The organism is Phytoamicus setariae (assembly GCF_016722925.1).
GTDB lineage: Bacteria > Pseudomonadota > Alphaproteobacteria > Rhizobiales > Rhizobiaceae > Rhizobium_E > Rhizobium_E setariae.
Map to the genome: position 1 here is coordinate 1 of NZ_JAEQNC010000002.1, position 17,026 is coordinate 17,026.

General features: G+C 59.3%; 21 protein-coding genes. 14 read left to right on the forward strand and 7 right to left on the reverse strand.

Translation table 11 applies throughout. The features are described 5' to 3' along the window. Positions 1 to 181 precede the first annotated feature (181 nt). Positions 182 to 589 (reverse strand): hypothetical protein, encoded by a 408-nt coding sequence (locus tag JJB09_RS02685; RefSeq protein ID WP_201652742.1) that lies wholly within the window; start codon positions 587 to 589, stop codon positions 182 to 184. A 281-nt stretch (positions 590 to 870) separates the two neighbouring features. Between JJB09_RS02685 and JJB09_RS02690 the strand changes: the two genes are divergently transcribed. The 10 genes from JJB09_RS02690 to JJB09_RS02735 all read left to right on the forward strand — a co-directional run bounded on the left by JJB09_RS02690 (position 871) and on the right by JJB09_RS02735 (position 10,505). Further along, positions 871 to 2,466 (forward strand): ABC transporter substrate-binding protein, encoded by a 1,596-nt coding sequence (locus JJB09_RS02690; protein ID WP_201652745.1) that lies wholly within the window; start codon positions 871 to 873, stop codon positions 2,464 to 2,466. Positions 2,467 to 2,549: 83 nt separating this feature from the next. Beyond that, a complete protein-coding gene (locus JJB09_RS02695; protein ID WP_201652748.1) occupies positions 2,550 to 3,554 on the forward strand; it encodes an ABC transporter permease subunit in 1,005 nt (334 codons plus the stop codon). Positions 3,555 to 3,564: 10 nt separating this feature from the next. Then, positions 3,565 to 4,458 (forward strand): ABC transporter permease subunit, encoded by an 894-nt coding sequence (locus tag JJB09_RS02700; RefSeq protein WP_201652751.1) that lies wholly within the window; start codon positions 3,565 to 3,567, stop codon positions 4,456 to 4,458. A 2-nt stretch (positions 4,459 to 4,460) separates the two neighbouring features. After that, complete coding sequence (locus tag JJB09_RS02705) at positions 4,461 to 5,048, forward strand: hypothetical protein (RefSeq protein WP_201652754.1); 588 nt, start codon at positions 4,461 to 4,463, stop codon at positions 5,046 to 5,048. Further along, complete coding sequence (locus JJB09_RS02710) at positions 5,035 to 6,036, forward strand: ABC transporter ATP-binding protein (RefSeq protein ID WP_201652756.1); 1,002 nt, start codon at positions 5,035 to 5,037, stop codon at positions 6,034 to 6,036. The genes JJB09_RS02705 and JJB09_RS02710 overlap by 14 nt, the downstream gene beginning before the upstream one ends. Then, positions 6,033 to 6,983 carry a dipeptide ABC transporter ATP-binding protein gene (locus JJB09_RS02715; protein WP_201652759.1) on the forward strand — a complete coding sequence of 317 codons (951 nt, stop codon included), beginning with the start codon at positions 6,033 to 6,035 and terminating at the stop codon, positions 6,981 to 6,983. The genes JJB09_RS02710 and JJB09_RS02715 overlap by 4 nt, the downstream gene beginning before the upstream one ends. Before the next feature lie 24 nt (positions 6,984 to 7,007). Next, entirely contained in the window at positions 7,008 to 7,592 is a 585-nt protein-coding gene (locus JJB09_RS02720) for a carboxymuconolactone decarboxylase family protein (RefSeq protein WP_201652762.1), read from the forward strand. Between the two features lie 158 nt (positions 7,593 to 7,750). After that, complete coding sequence (locus JJB09_RS02725; RefSeq protein WP_201652765.1) at positions 7,751 to 8,905, forward strand: cytochrome-c peroxidase; 1,155 nt, start codon at positions 7,751 to 7,753, stop codon at positions 8,903 to 8,905. 318 nt (positions 8,906 to 9,223) lie between these two features. Further along, entirely contained in the window at positions 9,224 to 9,631 is a 408-nt protein-coding gene (locus JJB09_RS02730) for a hypothetical protein (protein ID WP_201652768.1), read from the forward strand. Between the two features lie 94 nt (positions 9,632 to 9,725). After that, positions 9,726 to 10,505, forward strand: a complete 780-nt coding sequence (locus tag JJB09_RS02735) for an SDR family NAD(P)-dependent oxidoreductase (RefSeq protein ID WP_201652771.1) — start codon at positions 9,726 to 9,728, stop codon at positions 10,503 to 10,505. A gap of 13 nt (positions 10,506 to 10,518) precedes the next feature. Here JJB09_RS02735 and JJB09_RS02740 read toward each other — a convergent pair whose 3' ends face one another. Continuing rightward, a complete protein-coding gene (locus JJB09_RS02740; protein WP_201652774.1) occupies positions 10,519 to 11,724 on the reverse strand; it encodes an MFS transporter in 1,206 nt (401 codons plus the stop codon). Positions 11,725 to 11,886: 162 nt separating this feature from the next. On the opposite strand from JJB09_RS02740, the gene JJB09_RS02745 reads away from it, so the two are divergent. Next, positions 11,887 to 12,489, forward strand: a complete 603-nt coding sequence (locus JJB09_RS02745; RefSeq protein WP_201652777.1) for a TetR/AcrR family transcriptional regulator — start codon at positions 11,887 to 11,889, stop codon at positions 12,487 to 12,489. Positions 12,490 to 12,509: 20 nt separating this feature from the next. Then, on the forward strand, positions 12,510 to 13,193 hold the full coding sequence (locus JJB09_RS02750) for a DUF899 domain-containing protein (protein WP_201652780.1): 684 nt from the start codon (positions 12,510 to 12,512) through the stop codon (positions 13,191 to 13,193). 113 nt (positions 13,194 to 13,306) lie between these two features. Here the strand turns inward: JJB09_RS02750 and JJB09_RS02755 are convergent, their stop codons facing one another. Both JJB09_RS02755 and JJB09_RS02760 read right to left on the reverse strand, forming a co-directional pair. Next, complete coding sequence (locus JJB09_RS02755; protein WP_201652783.1) at positions 13,307 to 13,738, reverse strand: hypothetical protein; 432 nt, start codon at positions 13,736 to 13,738, stop codon at positions 13,307 to 13,309. Beyond that, on the reverse strand, positions 13,735 to 13,983 hold the full coding sequence (locus JJB09_RS02760; protein WP_201652786.1) for a hypothetical protein: 249 nt from the start codon (positions 13,981 to 13,983) through the stop codon (positions 13,735 to 13,737). Before JJB09_RS02760 ends, JJB09_RS02755 begins: the two co-directional genes overlap by 4 nt. Positions 13,984 to 14,089: 106 nt before the next feature. On the opposite strand from JJB09_RS02760, the gene JJB09_RS02765 reads away from it, so the two are divergent. Together JJB09_RS02765 and JJB09_RS02770 are read left to right on the forward strand one after the other, a co-directional pair. Next, positions 14,090 to 15,103 (forward strand): asparaginase, encoded by a 1,014-nt coding sequence (locus JJB09_RS02765; protein ID WP_201652789.1) that lies wholly within the window; start codon positions 14,090 to 14,092, stop codon positions 15,101 to 15,103. Positions 15,104 to 15,393: 290 nt separating this feature from the next. Next, positions 15,394 to 15,969, forward strand: a complete 576-nt coding sequence (locus tag JJB09_RS02770) for a hypothetical protein (RefSeq protein ID WP_201652792.1) — start codon at positions 15,394 to 15,396, stop codon at positions 15,967 to 15,969. 36 nt (positions 15,970 to 16,005) lie between these two features. Here the strand turns inward: JJB09_RS02770 and JJB09_RS02775 are convergent, their stop codons facing one another. The 3 genes from JJB09_RS02775 to JJB09_RS02785 all read right to left on the reverse strand — a co-directional run bounded on the left by JJB09_RS02775 (position 16,006) and on the right by JJB09_RS02785 (position 17,005). Further along, positions 16,006 to 16,227: a hypothetical protein gene (locus JJB09_RS02775; protein WP_201652795.1), complete on the reverse strand. Its 222-nt coding sequence runs from the start codon at positions 16,225 to 16,227 to the stop codon at positions 16,006 to 16,008. Between the two features lie 73 nt (positions 16,228 to 16,300). After that, positions 16,301 to 16,537: a 30S ribosomal protein S21 gene (rpsU, locus tag JJB09_RS02780; protein WP_201652798.1), complete on the reverse strand. Its 237-nt coding sequence runs from the start codon at positions 16,535 to 16,537 to the stop codon at positions 16,301 to 16,303. Positions 16,538 to 16,795: 258 nt separating this feature from the next. Further along, positions 16,796 to 17,005 (reverse strand): cold-shock protein, encoded by a 210-nt coding sequence (locus JJB09_RS02785; protein ID WP_201652801.1) that lies wholly within the window; start codon positions 17,003 to 17,005, stop codon positions 16,796 to 16,798. Positions 17,006 to 17,026: the final 21 nt, after the last annotated feature.

Sequence of the window (17,026 nt, forward strand, 5' to 3'; positions counted from 1 at the left end):
TCGTCCATAGAACCTCCGTTCTGTGTCGCGCATAAAATAGCGGTCCAAGCACGGAGGTCTCTCAACTACGATGTAGAACACGTCCAGTCCTCCACCGTAGGTGGAGGTTTACTTACTTCATAACGAAAAAAGCGCCGGGCAGACCCGACGCTTTCCGATACATCGAATATTTCCGCGCTGGTTACTTGGCGGCGTCCAGAAATTGCTCGCACCAGGTCGGTTCGCCCTTGGCGCCCGTCTGCTTGTCCACGATCTTGGTGATCGACCTGATCATGTAGTTCTCGCCGACCGTCAGCTTGACCGTGCAGGAAAGGTACTGCGTGCGCGCCGAGGCCACGCGCTTGCGGCTTTTGCCTTCGCCTTCATACTGTGCGGGGATGCGGACTGTCTTGTAGCCGCCACGCCAGACATAGGTCGTCGACGAGCCGGTCTCTTCGTCCGATACCGGAGGACCGTAGGCGGCAAAGAACTTCCCGGCTTCCGTGCCGACCCAGCGCGCGCTGAGAGGATCGGTGGACAGGCTTGCGGTGGTGGTGCATCCGGCGAGGGTCAGTGCCATGCCGGCGAGAAACAGCGAACGGAGATTCATGCCTGAAACGATCCTTGTTGGTTGCCGGGCAAGCCGGCGTCGATACGGTGGGAGGTGCCGACAAACGCCATAATATGCTGTTGGCAAAAACGGAACTGGATTTTGGTTGTCAACAGCCGTTTTTGTTCTTTTCTTGTCTCATTTGTTACAACTTGTTCCACAGAATTGACCTTTCGGAAAATATTTCTCCGGGTCCATATTGCATTTCGCTTTTAAATGCGGTCCATTCCACGCAACCGGGCCGGTAGAGAAGCCGGTGCGGATATAACTTGGGGAAAGACATGAGAAAGCTAACCACTCTGCTGGCAGCAACTGCCATCGCGTCCGTTTTTGCCTATTCGGCGTCTGCCAAAACGCTGGTCTACTGCTCCGAAGCTTCGCCGGAAGGATTTGATCCTGGTCTTTACACAGGTGGTCAGACCTTTGACGCGTCCTCGCGTACCGCCTACAACCGCCTGGTCGAATTCAAGCACGGCAGCACCGAACTCGAGCCCGGCCTGGCCGAAAGCTGGACCGTTTCCGACGACGGCAAGGAATACACGTTCAAGCTCCGCGCCGGCGTGAAGTTCCAGACCACAGACTTTTTCACGCCAACTCGCGAACTGAACGCCGACGACGTGATTTTCTCCTTTGAGCGTCAGCTCAAGGCGGACAATCCGTGGAACAAGTATGTTGAAGGCGCTGCCTGGGAATATTCCGCCGGCATGGGCTTTCCGGAACTGATCAAGTCGGTCGAGAAGGTCGACGATCTCACGGTCAAGTTCGTCCTGAACCGTCCTGAAGCGCCGTTCCTCGCCGACCTCGGCATGGACTTCGCCTCGATCATGTCCAAGGAATATGCCGACAAGCTGCAAGCTGATGGCAAGATGGCCCAGCTGAACCAGATGCCGCTCGGCACCGGTCCGTTCACGTTCGTCGGCTACCAGACCGATGCGGTCATTCGCTACAAGGCGCATCCCGACTATTGGCATGGCAAGGAAAAGATTGACGATCTCGTCTTCGCCATCACCACGGATGCAGCGGTTCGCGCTCAGAAGCTGAAGGCCGGCGAATGCCACATCATGCCGTATCCGAATGCGGCCGATGTTGCTGAGCTGAAGAAGGATCCGAACCTTAACGTCATCGAGCAGCCAGGCCTGAACGTTTCCTATCTGGCCTACAACACGCTTGTTGCACCGTTCGACAAGCCGGAAGTCCGCCGTGCGCTGAACAAGGCGATCAACAAGCAGGCGATCGTCGACGCCGTGTTCCAGGGCGCGGCCCAGGTCGCCAAGAACCCGATCCCGCCGACGATGTGGTCGTATAACGACAAGATCGAGGACGACAAATACGATCCGGAAGCCGCCAAGAAGGAACTCGAAGCCGCTGGCGCTGCGGGCCTGAAGATGAAGCTCTGGGCAATGCCGGTCTCGCGTCCGTACATGCTCAACGCGCGTCGTGCGGCTGAACTGATGCAGGCCGACCTTGCCAAGATCGGCGTCGAAGTCGAGATCGTGTCTTTCGAATGGGCCGAATACCTCAAGCGTTCGTCTGACAAGGCGCGCGACGGTGCGGTCATCCTCGGCTGGACGGGTGACAATGGTGATCCGGACAACTTCCTCGATACGCTTCTTGGTTGCACGGCCGTGGGTGGCAACAACCGCGCGCAATGGTGCAACAAGGAGTTCGACGATCTCGTGAAGAAGGCCAAGCAGACTGCCGATCTGGCCGAGCGCACCAAGCTCTATGAAGAAGCTCAGGTGGTATTCAAGCGCGAAGCGCCGTGGGCGACGATCGACCACTCTGTCGGCTTTACGCCGGTCAGCAAAAAGGTCTCTGGATACTTCATGGACCCCCTTGGTATTCACCGTTTCGACGGTGTAGATGTTGCTGAGTAACTAAATAAGGAATGCCGCATAAAGACGGCAGGTCCGGCGGGGTGGCTTTGGTCACCCCGCCGTAATAGATTGGATAGTTCCCCATGCTGCGATTTTTGCTTGGCAGGCTTGCAGTCCTGATACCCACGTTTGTGGGCGTCGCATTGATTGCTTTTTCGTTCATCCGCCTGCTACCCGGCGATCCTGTCATGTTGATGTCGGGCGAACGGGTCATGGCTCCCGAGCGCTATGCCAAGGTCATGCATGACCTCGGGCTCGACCGGCCGTACTACGTGCAGTTCGTCGACTATTTCACCAACATCGTCAGTGGCAATTTCGGCAATTCGATCGTCACGAAACGACCGGTGCTCGAAGATTTCATGACGCTGTTTCCAGCAACGCTAGAGCTGTCCTTCTGCGCCATCATCCTGGCGGTCGGACTTGGGATTCCGGCTGGCGTCATCGCTGCGCTGAAGCGAGGCACATGGCTCGACCAGACTGTCATGGGCACGGCTCTGGTCGGTTATTCCATGCCGATCTTCTGGTGGGGCCTGTTGCTGATCATCTTCTTCTCGGGCTATCTCGGCTGGACACCCGTCTCCGGCCGCATTTCCCTGATGTATTTCTTCCCACCGGTTACCGGCTTCATGCTGATCGACAGCCTGCTGTCTGGTCAGGCCGGCGCCTTCAAATCGGCGCTGAGCCATTTGATCCTGCCGTCGATCGTGCTGGCGACCATTCCGCTGGCCGTCATCGCCCGGCAGACTCGGTCGGCCATGCTGGAAGTGCTGGGCGAAGACTATGTTCGCACGGCGCGCGCCAAGGGGCTGTCGCCGTTCCGCGTGGTCGGCGTGCATGCATTGCGCAACGCCATGATCCCCGTCGTCACCACCATCGGCCTGCAGGTCGGCGTGTTGCTGGCCGGCGCGATTTTGACGGAATCGATTTTCTCCTGGCCGGGGATCGGCAAGTGGATGGTCGACGCGGTGTTCAAGCGTGACTATGTGGTTGTGCAGGGTGGACTGCTGCTGATCGCGGCGGTGATCATGCTGGTCAACCTGATCGTGGATCTTCTCTACGGGTTCCTGAACCCGCGGATCGGGCGGTAGGATAGAGCTCATGGCAAGCACCGAAACCACTCGAACCGCCCCGCCTTCGGCTCTCGCCGAGTTCTGGTTCTATTTTTCCCACAACACAGGGGCCGTTATCGGTCTCGTCATCTTCGCAGCCGTCCTGCTCATTGCGATCTTCGCGCCCGTGGTGGCGCCATATCTGCCGCATGACCAGGATCGCGCCAAGCTCTTGCTGCCACCCTTCTGGATGGAAGGTGGCACGACGAGCTTTCTGCTCGGCACCGACGCGGTCGGACGCGATATCCTCTCGCGCCTTATCTATGGTGCACGGTTTTCGCTGTTCATCGGTCTTGTCGTGGTGACACTGTCAGTGCTCTCCGGGGTGTTGATCGGTCTGATCGCCGGTTACTTCGGCGGCAAGATCGATACGATCATCATGCGGATCATGGATATCATCCTGGCATTTCCGTCTCTGCTGCTCGCATTGGTGCTGGTGGCGGTGCTTGGGCCGGGACTGCTGAATGCGATGATCGCGATTTCCCTTGTCAACCAACCGCATTTCGTCCGCCTGACGCGCGCTGCCGTGATGATCGAGCGGAACAAGGATTATGTCGTCGGCTCGCGTGTTGCCGGTGCTGGTACGCTGCGGCTGATGTTCTTGACCATCCTGCCGAATTGCCTGGCACCACTGATCGTTCAGGCGACACTGGCTTTCTCCGCCGCGATCCTCGATGCGGCCGCTCTCGGCTTCCTCGGCATGGGAGCGCAACCGCCGACTCCGGAATGGGGAACCATGCTGGCAGAGGCCCGCGAATTCATCCAGCGCGCCTGGTGGGTTGTGACCTTTCCGGGTCTGGCGATCCTCATCACGGTGCTTGCCATCAATCTGATGGGCGATGGCCTGCGCGATGCGCTCGACCCCAAGCTCAAGAGGTCGTGACGATGAATTGCTCTCTGATCTTCTCGGGCTATCCGCTTTTGGCAACAGTGCTCTCGCTGTTGCTGGCTGCAACGCTGGTCTGGCGTATGATGCACGCAGGCGACACCATGAGGCGGGCCGTTGCCCTGTCCGGCATTGGCGGCGGATTCCGTATACGCAGGCTCGCGCATGACTACGCTGCACTCATGCGGCAGGCCCGATCCATGATCGAACATGGATCCGACGCAAGCGAAATACTCGAGCGGGCGATTGGTGTCGTCCGGACCCGCCGGCTCTTTGTCATGTCGTTGCTTTTCCTCGCCTGGGCTGCCGGCATGGCGCTGGTGGTGCAGTTTGCCAGCGGCAATTCGGCCTGCCTGAAGACGATGGCCAGCGCCTTGACACTGCAACTGGACACGACGGTGGCGCATGCAAAGCCAGATGCCCAAGATGCCAGTCCGATGGTTGCAGGCAAGCAGCTGACGACGTTGCAACGGCGGTCAGTTACCCAGCAGGGTTTCTCCGGTACGGCGGTCGGGGCGGAGCCTCGTGGCCAAAAACTATCGACCATTCCCGCCAAGCGGACGGAGGTTGCAAATGGCCCTGCTTGAAATCCGCAACCTGACGGTTGAATTCGAAACCACTTCTGGCCTGTTCCGCGCGGTAGACGGCGTATCGCTGGCCTGCGACCATGGCGAGATATTGGCAATTGTCGGGGAATCCGGCTCAGGAAAGTCCGTTGCCATGCTTGCCGTCATGGGCCTTTTGCCCTGGACGGCAAACATCACCGCCGACGCGATGTTGTTCGATGGCCGGGATTTGCAGACGTTGTCGGCCGACGAGCGCCGCAAGATCATTGGCAAGGACATCGCCATGATCTTTCAGGAGCCGATGACCAGCCTCAATCCGTGCTTCACGGTCGGCTATCAGATCGAGGAGGCACTCAAGGTGCATCTTGGTCTGGACAAGGCGGCCCGCCGAACGCGCGCCATTGAGTTGCTGCGCAAGGTTGGTATCCCAGCGCCCGAGAGCCGGCTGAGCAATTTCCCACACCAGATGTCGGGCGGCATGAGCCAGCGGGTCATGATCGCCATGGCGTTGTCGTGCAATCCCAAGCTTCTGATCGCCGACGAGCCGACCACTGCGCTCGACGTGACCATCCAGGCGCAGATTCTTGACCTGCTCATTCGGCTGCAGCAGGAAGAAGGCATGGGGCTGGTGCTGATCACCCACGACATGTGCGTGGTTGCAGAAACCGCCGAGCGTGTGCAGGTGCAATATGCCGGCCAGAAGGTCGAGGAACAGACGGTGATCGAACTGTTTGGCGATCCGCATCATCCTTACACCGCAGCTCTGCTGGCGGCTCTTCCCGAGCGTGCCGTTGCGGGCGGGCGCTTGCCGTCGATCGCTGGCGTCGTTCCGGGCCATCATGACAGGCCGACCGGCTGCCTCTTCTCGCCGCGTTGCGCATTCGTCACCGAGCTCTGTCGAAAGACGGTGTCCCGGCAGGGGACGGAATACGGCTCGGCGCTGTGCAACTACCCACTCAAATCAGGCAGGCCGACCGGCCATCCCGCATATCAGGGAGAGCTGGCATGACCGAAGCCATCATCCACGGCACCGATCTCAAGCGTTTCTACCAAGTCGGAGGCGGGCTCCTTTCCAAGCCAGCCACCGTAAAGGCGCTGAACGGGCTTAGCTTTTCGCTGGAGTCGGGCAAGACCCTTGCCGTTGTCGGCGAATCCGGCTGCGGAAAATCCACGCTCGCGCGTCTGGTGACGATGATCGAGGAGCCGACTGAAGGCAGCCTGACGATCAAGGGGCAAAAGGCCGACCCGTCCGACAAGACATTGCGCTCGACCGTTCAGATCGTTTTTCAGAATCCGTATGGCTCGCTCAATCCGCGCAAGAAGATTGGCGCGATTCTCGAGGAGCCGCTGAAGATCAACCTGCCTGACGACGCCGCCACACGCCGCGCCAAGGCGCTCGACATGCTGTCGAAGGTCGGGCTGCGCCCCGAGCACTATGATCGCTATCCCCATATGTTTTCGGGCGGTCAGCGCCAGCGCATCGCCATCGCCCGCGCGCTGATGCTGAGGCCCAAGGTGCTGGTGCTTGACGAGCCTGTTTCGGCGCTCGATCTGTCTATCCAGGCCCAGGTGCTCAATCTGCTGATGGATCTGCAGAAGGAAATGGGACTGGCCTATCTCTTCATCTCGCATGGTCTGTCTGTCGTGCGCCATATCGCCGACGACGTGATGGTGATGTATCTCGGCAAGCCGGTTGAATCAGGCCCGGTCGAGGAGGTCTACAATCATCCGCGCCACCCCTATACGGCCGCGCTGCTGTCGGCGACACCGATTGCCGACCCGACCCGCAAGAAGCGTCGCATCGAACTCAAGGGCGAACTTCCTTCTCCGCTCAATCCGCCGCCGGGGTGCCCGTTCAATCCGCGTTGCGCCTATGCGACGGATGTCTGCCGGCAGACGATGCCCGAGGCGACGGTCGTGGGCGAGCACAGCTTTTACTGCTATCATCCGCTCTGATCTTTCCAGTCGGAGTGGCACGACATGTTCTTGCAAAACGTGGAAGAGAACGAGGGAACCGGCCGGGTCGGTGAAATCTACCGAAAGCAGCTGGACGCGCAGAGGTTTGTCATGGAGGCAACGAAATGCTTCACGACACGGCCGGACCTGCTGCCGATCTATACCGATTTCAACGATGCTATCCGGGCGGGTTTTTCGCTGGGCATGCGCGAATGGCGGCTCATCACCTTCATTGCCGCGCGCGATATTCCATCCACCTATTGCTCGCATGTCTACGGCAAGCAACTCATCGCCGATCTCGGTTCGACCGAAGCGGTGCTCGCGGTGCAGCGCGATTTCCGCAATGCCGGCCTGAGCGTGGCTGATGTCGAAATGCTCGCCTATGCCGAAAAGATCACCCGCGCCGCTTCATCGGTAGAACAAGGCGATATCGATCGCCTTCGTGCAGTGGGGTTCACAGACCAGCAGATCTCGGACATTGCGCTTTGTGCATCTTTCCGTTCCTTCGTCAGCCGGTTTTTCGATGCCGTTGGAGCAGGGCCGGAAGCGCATTATCTCAGCGGGGACGCGGCGTTTCGCGCGGCGATGACGGTCGGCAAAGCGATCTGAAAACGTGCCGCAGGTCTCGATGTCGCAGGTCGATTTTATCAGCGCGTTACCGATTGTCTTGCTGTATAAGTCACTCGAAACATGAGGGCGCAGCACTTGTTTTCGCTGTGTTCCAGTTGCTTTCGACCCGGGTCATCGGACAATTCCAAAGTTCATCCATGCGTAGTGCTCTTACCATTCTCACTGTTGCGGTTCTGTCATCGGGGACGGTGGCTCAGGCCGCGGACGTCGCCTTTCCCACAAGGGAAAAGCTCGGCGAGGCCCTGTTTTTCGATGTGAACCTGTCGAAGAACCGCACGCAGTCCTGTTCAACATGCCACATGCCCGACATTGGCTTTTCCGACCGTCAGGGTGCGATTGCAGGCAACGCGGTGTCCGTGGGCGACGACGGCAAGTCTGTTGGGGATCGCAACGCGCCTTCGGCCGCTTATGCCGCGTTGACTCCGCCCTTTCACAAGGATGTGAACGGTGCCTATCTGGGTGGCCAGTTCTGGGATGGCCGCGCCAGTTCGCTTGAGGACCAGGCAGCAGGGCCGCCGCTCAACCCGGGCGAGATGGGCATGCCGGACGCGAAGGCCGTGGCCGAACGGCTGAAGGAAAACCCGGACTATGTCGCGGCATTTTCCGCGCTTTTTGGTGCCGACGTATTGAAGGATCCCAATCAGGCCTTCCGGGCAACCACGGAGGCGATCGCCGCCTTCGAGCGCACACCGGAATTTGCACCGTTCGATTCCCGTTATGATCGCTATCTCAAAGGCGAGGTGAAGTTCACCGAGCAGGAGGAGCTTGGCCGGACGCTGTTCTTCTCGACGCAGTTCACCAACTGCAATCTCTGCCACGACGTGAAGGGCGCCGGCGGCAAGTTCGAGACGTCGACTTTCTCTTCGCACAAATATTTCAACATCGGGGTTCCCGCCAATGCGGCGATCCGGGCAACGAACGGCACCAGTTCCGGGTTCGTCGATGCCGGGCTTGCCGCCAATCCGCTGGTTAACGGCAACCCGATGGAGCGCGGCAAGTTCAAGGTTCCGGGCCTCAGGAATGTCGCTGTCACCGGTCCCTATATGCACAATGGCGTGTTCGGCGACCTGCGCACGGTGATCCTGTTCTACAACAAGTACAATTCCAAGAAGAAGAGCCGCCAGATCAACCCCGAGACCGGCCAGCGCTGGGCGGATGCCGAGATATCGGACAATCTGGCCAGAAAGGAACTGGAGACAGGTCCCGGCCTTGACGACAAACGCGTCGATGCGCTGGTGGCATTCCTGAAAACACTGACGGACAAGCGGTACGAGCATCTGTTGGATAAGTGATCTCGGTGCTGCGCTCGCGACCATCCGGAATATGTCCCGCGCGGATCATCCTCGGCCCCGCCGCGAGTCATCCTCGGGCTTGACCCGAGGACCCATCTTCAAGCTTCACACCTCTGGATCATGGGTCCTCGGGTCAAGCCCGAGGAAGACACGTGGAGAGGTGCTGTGGCCTCCAGCGCTGTTAACGGGACCAGAAATAGAATTGCCGGATGGCTTGCTTCGGCGTTTTCGCACCTTGATAGTGTGGTTTGCGTACCTCTTCTCCCATCAGGGCGAAGGTGGCCCAAGGGCCGGACGAGGAGCTTTAACAGAGGTGTCATGAAATATATCTGCAGGACTCTATTCATTGCGGCAACGTTGGCCGCACTTCCGTTTGCCCCTACGCAGGCCGCCGACAAAACCACCGTGGTGAAGTTCAAGCCGCAAACCACATCGGCTACGATCAAGGGAAACCTGAAGGGCTACGACACCAACAACTACATGCTCGGCGCCAATGCCGGACAGGTGCTGAAAGTCGTGCTGAAAGCCAGCAATAGCAGCTGCTATTTCAATATTCAGGGGCCTGACAGTGAGGAGGCGCAGTTCAACGGGTCGATGACCATGGGGGATTTCTCCGGCACGTTGACCGTGGATGGCAACTACAAGGCCATGGTCTATCTCATGCGCAATGCCGCCCGACGCAACGAGATCTGCAAGTACACCATCACCTTTGAAATCGACGGCTGAGCCGCTGGACAGCCGAGCTGGCATCCACTACGCCTGTTGCTTATAATCATACAATTCAGGAAGCGCCGGTTCGGCGTGGTGAAGGAGGCTAGCGATGACTGTATCCGATCTTACCATTCCCGACCTCGCCGGCAAGGCGGTATTGATCACGGGGGCGTCTACCGGCATCGGCGCGGCGCTGGCCAAGGCATTCGCCGCCCAGGGTGTGATGGTGGGCTTGCACTACAATTCCAGTGTCGAAGCGGCGCACGCGGTCGCCAGCGAGATCGAGGCGGCTGGCGGCAGCGTCGTGCTGCTCAAGGGCGATGCGACGCAATCGGGCGACATGGCACGGGTGGTCGAGGAAGCGGCCAAGGCATTTGGCCGGCTGGACGGGTTGATCAACAATGCCGGCGGTATGGTTGCGCGCCTGACCTATGAGAACATGACCGATGCGCATTATGATGCTGTCATGGATTTGAACGGCCGCTCGGTGATTTCGACGACTACGTCAGCAATCCCCTATCTGAAAAAGCAAGGCGGGTTCATCATCAACACCACCTCTGTCGCGGCCCGAACCGGCGGCACCGCAGGCTCTGGCCCTTATGGCTCCTCCAAGGCGTTCGTCGCCGCCGTGACCAAAGGGCTGGCGCTCGAACTCGGCAAGTATGGCATTCGGGTCAATTCTGTCGCGCCGGGCTATATCGCAACGCCGTTCCAGGATCGCTATTCGCTGCCGGGGCAGGGCGAGGCCGTCGCCAAGGCTGTGCCGCTGGGCCGCGTCGGGACGGCGGAGGATTGCGTCGGCGCCTACCTGTTTCTCGCCTCTGAAACGTTGTCGGGCTATGTGACGGGTCAGATGATTGACGTCAATGGCGGCCAGATGATGCCTTGAGGCGCCGCGATGCTCACGCAGTTGCCGCTTGCCGTTTTTCGAGAATGAGCAGACCAGCCACACCTGCGAGCGCCATGGCCACACCCAGCCAGGCAGTGCTGGAATAGCCCAAGGCAAGCGCGCCGATTGCGAAGGCGGCGGCACTCAGTCCATTCGAAAGGAACGAGGTCATCTGGTTGAGCGATGTCCCCAGTCCCGGCTTGTCCAGCCACAAATCCTGGAAATAGGAAAGCGGCAGCGACAGGATGGCGGCAATGCCAAAAGCATTGGGAACCAGCAGCAGGTAGATATGCCAAGGCTGCGTGGCGAAGCTGAGGGCGGCCATGAAACCGGCATAGATCAATGCGCCGATCGCCAGCGCCTGAACCACAGTGAGCCGCTTCAGCAGGCGTCCCCAGATCAACATGAACGGAATTTCGAGCGCCGCACAGAGGCCGGCCACGATGCCGACATCCATCAGCGTACCGCCGGCAATGCCGGTCATGATCAGCGGCTGGATGATGGCGATCAGCCGCGTCGCTGCTGTTATCAGCGACATCGAGGTGACGCGCGTCAGCATGATCGGGGTGGTGGCCAGCCTCAGCGAGGCAAAGAACGACGGGCCGCCTGCCTGTTGTTTCGGTGCGGACCGCATCGGCGGCATCATGGTCAGGATCACCAGGAAACCTGCCAGGCAGGCTACAGCCGAAAACCCCCAGGCGCCCAGCATGGTCTCGGTATTTGCGAGCCAGAAACCGACCAATCCAGGCACAAGGATCCATGAGCCGGAAAACACAGCCCTAACGACCGATGTGATGGCGCGCGCCTCGCTTGCCGCCAGCCTGTTGCTCAATGACCGGATGGTGGCAAAGCCAAGCGAGTAGCTGGAATTGGACAGCGGCACCAGCAGAACGGCACATAGTGCGAAGACGCGGATGTCGGGGACAAGATAGATCGCTCCAAAGCCGACGATACCGGCAAGCAGCACGCCGAGCAGCAACGGCTTGCGATCGGCGATCAGATCAGAGAACACTGCCACGGTGACGCCGTAGATCAGGTTGGCGAGTGCGATCATGAACAGCAGCAGCGACAGTGCCTGGTCGCTGAGATGGAACTGCCTGACGCCGACGATCGACAGATAGGGCAGGGTGGCGCCACCCGTCATGCCGCTTATGAACAAGGCAATGGTCGCCACGCGGATGGGCGGATTTCTCAGCACGATGAGGAAGGCGGAAAGCATGGACTCGGACCGTAAACAAAGGCGCATATTCAATCTTGCCGGCGGCTTATCAAGCCAATTCATCTGATGAAGGCCATCGTCGAACGTGATCATTCCCTTTGGTTGACGCCATACCGACTGGTTGGTATGGTATGTGAGAATTTGTCGATGGATGGCGGTGCCATGAATATCCAGCCCGATTCACGCACAAGGCTTCTGGATGCCGCGCTCAGCGTCTTTCGTGCCAAGGGCTACAATGCGGCGCGCGTGGAGGACATCTGTGCCGCCGCCGGGCTGACCAAGGGTGGTTTCTTTCATCATTTCCGCAGCAAGGAAGATCTGGCGCTCAAGGCGGCGGAGCATTGGACCAGCATGACGGGACGGTTGTTCGAGGCCGCGCCCTATCACGATCTGGAAGACCCGGCGGACCGGGTGCTGGCGTACATCGACTTCCGCAAGTCGCTGCTGCGGGGCACGCTTGCCGAATACACCTGCTTTGTCGGCACGATGGTGCAGGAAGTCTACGACAGCAGTCCGGAAATCCGGGTTGCCTGCGAGCAAAGCATAGCGGCCCATGTCGCAACGTTGCTGCATGACCTGGAGGCTGCCAAGCAGCTCCATGCAGCCAATGCTGACTGGAGCGCCGAAGGCCTTGCATTGCATATGCAGTCGGTCATCCAGGGTGCCTTCATTCTCGCCAAGGCCAGGAATGACTCTGCGGTTGCCGCCGAAAGTCTCGATCATCTCAAGCGATATGTCGGCCTGCTGCTTGGCCGCCATCTCTGACATCAACAGGGAGAAAGATCATGCCTTCACCCGATATCGTCAGCCACGCCGAATGGCTCATCGCGCACAAGGCGCTTCTGGAGAAAGAAAAAGCCCTGACCCGCGCCCATGACGCGCTCGCCGCCGAACGCCGCCGCCAGCCATGGGAGCGCGTCGAACGGCGCTATGTCTTCGAAAATCCGGCCGGGCAAACCGATCTGGAAGGCCTGTTCGAAGGCCGCAGCCAGTTGATCGTCTACCATCACATGCTCAAGCAGGATGATCCGTCGCCCTGCCAGGGCTGCTGCATGTTCACCGACAATGTCGGCAATATGGTGCATCTCAATCAGCGCGACACGACGCTGGCGTTTGTTGCCCGCGCGCCCGTCGACCAGATCGAGGCGCTGAAGGCAAGGATGGGCTGGACGCTGCCATTCTATTCCAGCCGTGACAGCTTCGGCAGCGACTTCGGGGTGGAAGGCGGTTTCGGCATCAATGTCTTTCTTCGGCGCGACGGTGCGATCTACCACACCTATTTCACCACTGGCAGGGGCGCCGAAACCCTTGGAACCGCGTGGACCTTCCTCGACCTGACCCCCTATGGGCGGCAGGAAACCTGGGAAGTCTCGCCCGAAGGCACGCCGCAAACACCACCCTACCAATGGTGGCGCCGGCACGACGAGTACGAGAGCGTTGCCGGGAAAGCCGAGCATTGCTGCGGGTAGGATTCTGCTCGCGAACTTCCTCGCGGCCGTCTGCCTCGCGGTCACCGTCACTTACTGGTTATGAGACCTGGCACGAATTCACTTCAAGCAGCCAGGCAGCATTTCGCTGGCTCTCACTTGGCAGCGCCAAGTAAGTAGCCTCCGTCCCAGTGCCAGATCTGCTTGTCGTCGACCGTGACCTTGACGATCGCCTGGAATCCGGCGAGCGTCCCGCTGCCGGCATGGAACGCACAGGTTCCGAACGGCGGGCTGGCCGTGTCGTAGGTGACGCAGTACCCGAGCGCCGAGTCGCCGTTTGCGACGGCAATGACCGCCGTGCTGCTGCCGAAATAGGGACTGCCGGTCACCGGCCCATAGTAGAGGATCTTGGTGCCCGACGGGATCGCCGCGAGGTTCGATTCCGTAATGGTGCAGAAGCTCGGGGTATCGCCGGTGTACTGGCTGCATTCCTTAGAGATCTTGAGGGGTTGCATAGCCGGCGCAGCGAATGCCACGGACGCCAGTGCCAGGATGGTACCAGCTGACAGGATCAACAGTCTGCTCATTGCCCACTCCCTTCGGTCGAGTTGAAGTCCGGGATTCTACTCGTTATCTCCTCTGCTAGCAATTCGCTGCTTTGAATCATCTGGGCAAGGGGTTGCCATCTGCTCTCCACCGGCTTGCTGGATGCCCGCCAAAAATGCAGTTCGAAGTCGCTTTCGATGCCCACTGACACGGCCCGCCACCCCGATCCATCATAGACGAGCCCCGGCACGAGGTAGGCGATAAACAGCACGGCAAGGATTCGCATTCCCGCTATCATGGTGTAATGATTGCCGGTGGTGTGTTGATAGTGCCTGATGAAATGCCCGATGCCAGAACTTCATCGGACAATCCGGCCGATTGAAGGAAGAATGATGTCAAATCCGGTTCTTGTCGAGGTTACCCGTGGCAACAGGGTCGAAAGCCGCCACCGGGGTGCCGTCATTGTCGTCGATGGCGCGGGGCGTACGGTGTTTGCCGTAGGCGATGTCGATCACGCGACCTTTCCGCGTTCCGCCTGCAAGGCCATGCAGGCGCTGCCGCTGGTGGAAAGCGGTGCGGCGGATGCCTATGGATTCGGCAATCGTGAACTGGCACTGGCATCGAGCTCTCATTCCGGCGAGCCGGAACATGCTGCACTTGCCGCAGCGATGCTCAAGGCTGCGGGCCGTAGTGAGGCCGATCTCGAATGCGGCGCGCACTGGTCCTTTGAGCAGAAGGTTCTCAACAATCAGGCGCGTACGCTGGAGCGTCCTACCGCCCTCCACAACAATTGCTCGGGCAAGCATTCCGGCTTTATCTGCGCCGTATGCCACTCGGGCAGGGATCCCAAGGGTTACGTCGCCTATGAGCATCCGCTGCAAGCCGAAATCCGTGACGTCATGGCGGATCTGACCGGCAGCCCGCTCGATCGCGACAATTGCGGGACCGATGGCTGTTCCATCCCGACCTATGCCGTGCCGCTGAAATCTCTGGCACACGGCTTTGCCAAGATGACGACAGGACAAGGCATTGGCACCGAGCGTGCGAAGGCCTCCAGGCGCATCATGGAAGCCTGCATGGCCGAGCCTTTTTTCGTCGCCGGCACGGATCGCGCCTGCACCCGGCTGATGAAGGTCGCGCCAGGGCGGATTTTCGCCAAGACCGGTGCCGAAGGCGTGTTTTGCGCAGCGGTTCCCGAACTCGGCTATGCCGTCGCGCTCAAGTGTGACGACGGCGCCACGAGAGCGGCCGAATCGATGGTTGCCGGCATTCTTGCACGTTTGCTTGCCGAGGATGCCGATGTATCCGCACAACTCCTGGAAATGGCCAATCACACCATGCGCAACTGGAACGGTATGGAAGTCGGTCGGGTGGAGATAACGGACGCCCTGTTTGTTCCAGTTTGAGACAAAAAGCGTCCATTGCTTCTGCCCTAGGAAAGTCCGGAAACCAGTTTTTCAACTGAATCCGCAATGAGTTTTCTGTTTTGATAATATAACCTGATTACAGTTCTACTTCAGTATCCGCAGTCGGGGAGACATAAGCCATGTATGCCGGACGATATTTATGGTGGAATGTAATTGCCGCCGCGGGGTATTTGTTCTTTTCCATCTACTTCTACTATGTGTCGTGGCTGGCAATCCGCGTATCAGGCTGCTCTGCTGTGGTTGGACATTGCGGATCTCTGGAGACGCAGTTGAACGCGGTGGTCCGCCCCTATGGCTTGCTGGCCTGCGGCATCATCGTTCTGGCAAGTGGCGTCTTGCGCATTCACTTCCTCAAGATGAGCCCGCTTTGGGGCCTGGCATTGTTCATCTGGTTCGGCGCATCGTCAAATTTCTTCTTCACCTTTGGCAATCTCTGGTTCGCCAATGTGAATGTCGCCGACATTGTCGCGGGGTTGCCGGTCGAAGCGCTTTTCCTGATCGCGCTGGTGCTCTTCATGTGCTTTCCGGTTGAACTCTACAAGAAATCGCCGCAAGGCGGCCTGCGGCTGATCTATTACGTTGCCGGTTTCACCGCGTCCTATTCGTTTTCATTCACAGTTGCGAATGCCGAGTCGCTCCGAGCCTATGTGCGGATGCTCACCGGCTCCGAGGACATGGTGCAGGCTACGATCCTGTTTCAGCAGAAGCTGCGGGAACTGTTGTCGATGGGGCAGGAGAGCACGCTTCCGATTGTGATCGTACTGGCTCTGTTTATCAGCGCGCTGAGCTATCTGGTGGTCATGCGCAAGGCACCTGGCGGGGGCGCGGCGGCCGCGGCTATCTGATGTAACCACGGCTTTGATCTTTGAATGAATTCGAGCCTAGGCCTGGCGCTTCGCCTTCTTGGCGGCGGGCTTTGCGGGCGCATTTTCCGCTGCAGCGGCCTCTTGTTCGAGCCGCAGCTTCTTCAACCGTTCGGTCTTCTTTTCGCGTGCTGCGAGTTCGGCATCGATAATCTGCCTGGCGGCACCATCTGTCTGCGCAATTTTCTGCTGACTGGTGAGCTTGGCGGGATTGAATAGCGTATCCTTGGTGGCAGCCATCGCTTCTCCTTCCATAGGGAATGATGTTGTCGAGGCGGCCGCTTGATCGCGCGGCCGCGCTGGCGCCGGTCTGTTAGCGTGCCCGAACAGCCTTCTTGGGAGCAGGCAGCAGGCCTTCGCGCTGCAATTTCTTGCGGGCGAGCTTGCGCTGACGGCGAATGCCTTCGGCCTTTTCGCGCGCGCGCTTTTCGGAAGGCTTCTCATAGGCGGTGTGCGCCTTGGCTTCGCGAAACAGGCCTTCGCGCTGCATCTTCTTCTTCAGTACACGGAGAGCTTGGTCGACGTTGTTGTCTCTGACTAGAACTTGCAAATTGGCTCCTTAATGCGGACTGCAGTTGCGTCCGCGGACACGAGGGATTGAAAACGTTGGATATGCGAGGGCTGCTGCAAGGCCTGCGGCATCGAAATCGCAATATTGCCGAAGATCGCTTCGATCCGGCTCGTTCTATGTTCTGGCAAGGACGCGAGCGCCTTGCCCCAAATAAAAAGGCCGGGCTTGCCCGACCTCTTCCCGTCACTCAGCCCTATGCTGCCAGTACATCCGTGGTCAGCTGGGCGAATGACAAACTTAAACCGCCTGCAGGTTTTCCGCGGCGCTTTTGCCGGAACGGTTGTCCTTGACGATTTCGAACTGTACCTTCTGGCCTTCGACCAGCGTCCGCATGCCGGAACGCTCTACAGCGGAGATGTGCACGAACACGTCGGTCGTGCCGTTGTCCGGCTGAATGAAGCCAAAGCCCTTGGTGCTGTTGAAGAACTTTACGGTTCCTACGTTCATGACGATTTCCTTTTCAATCGT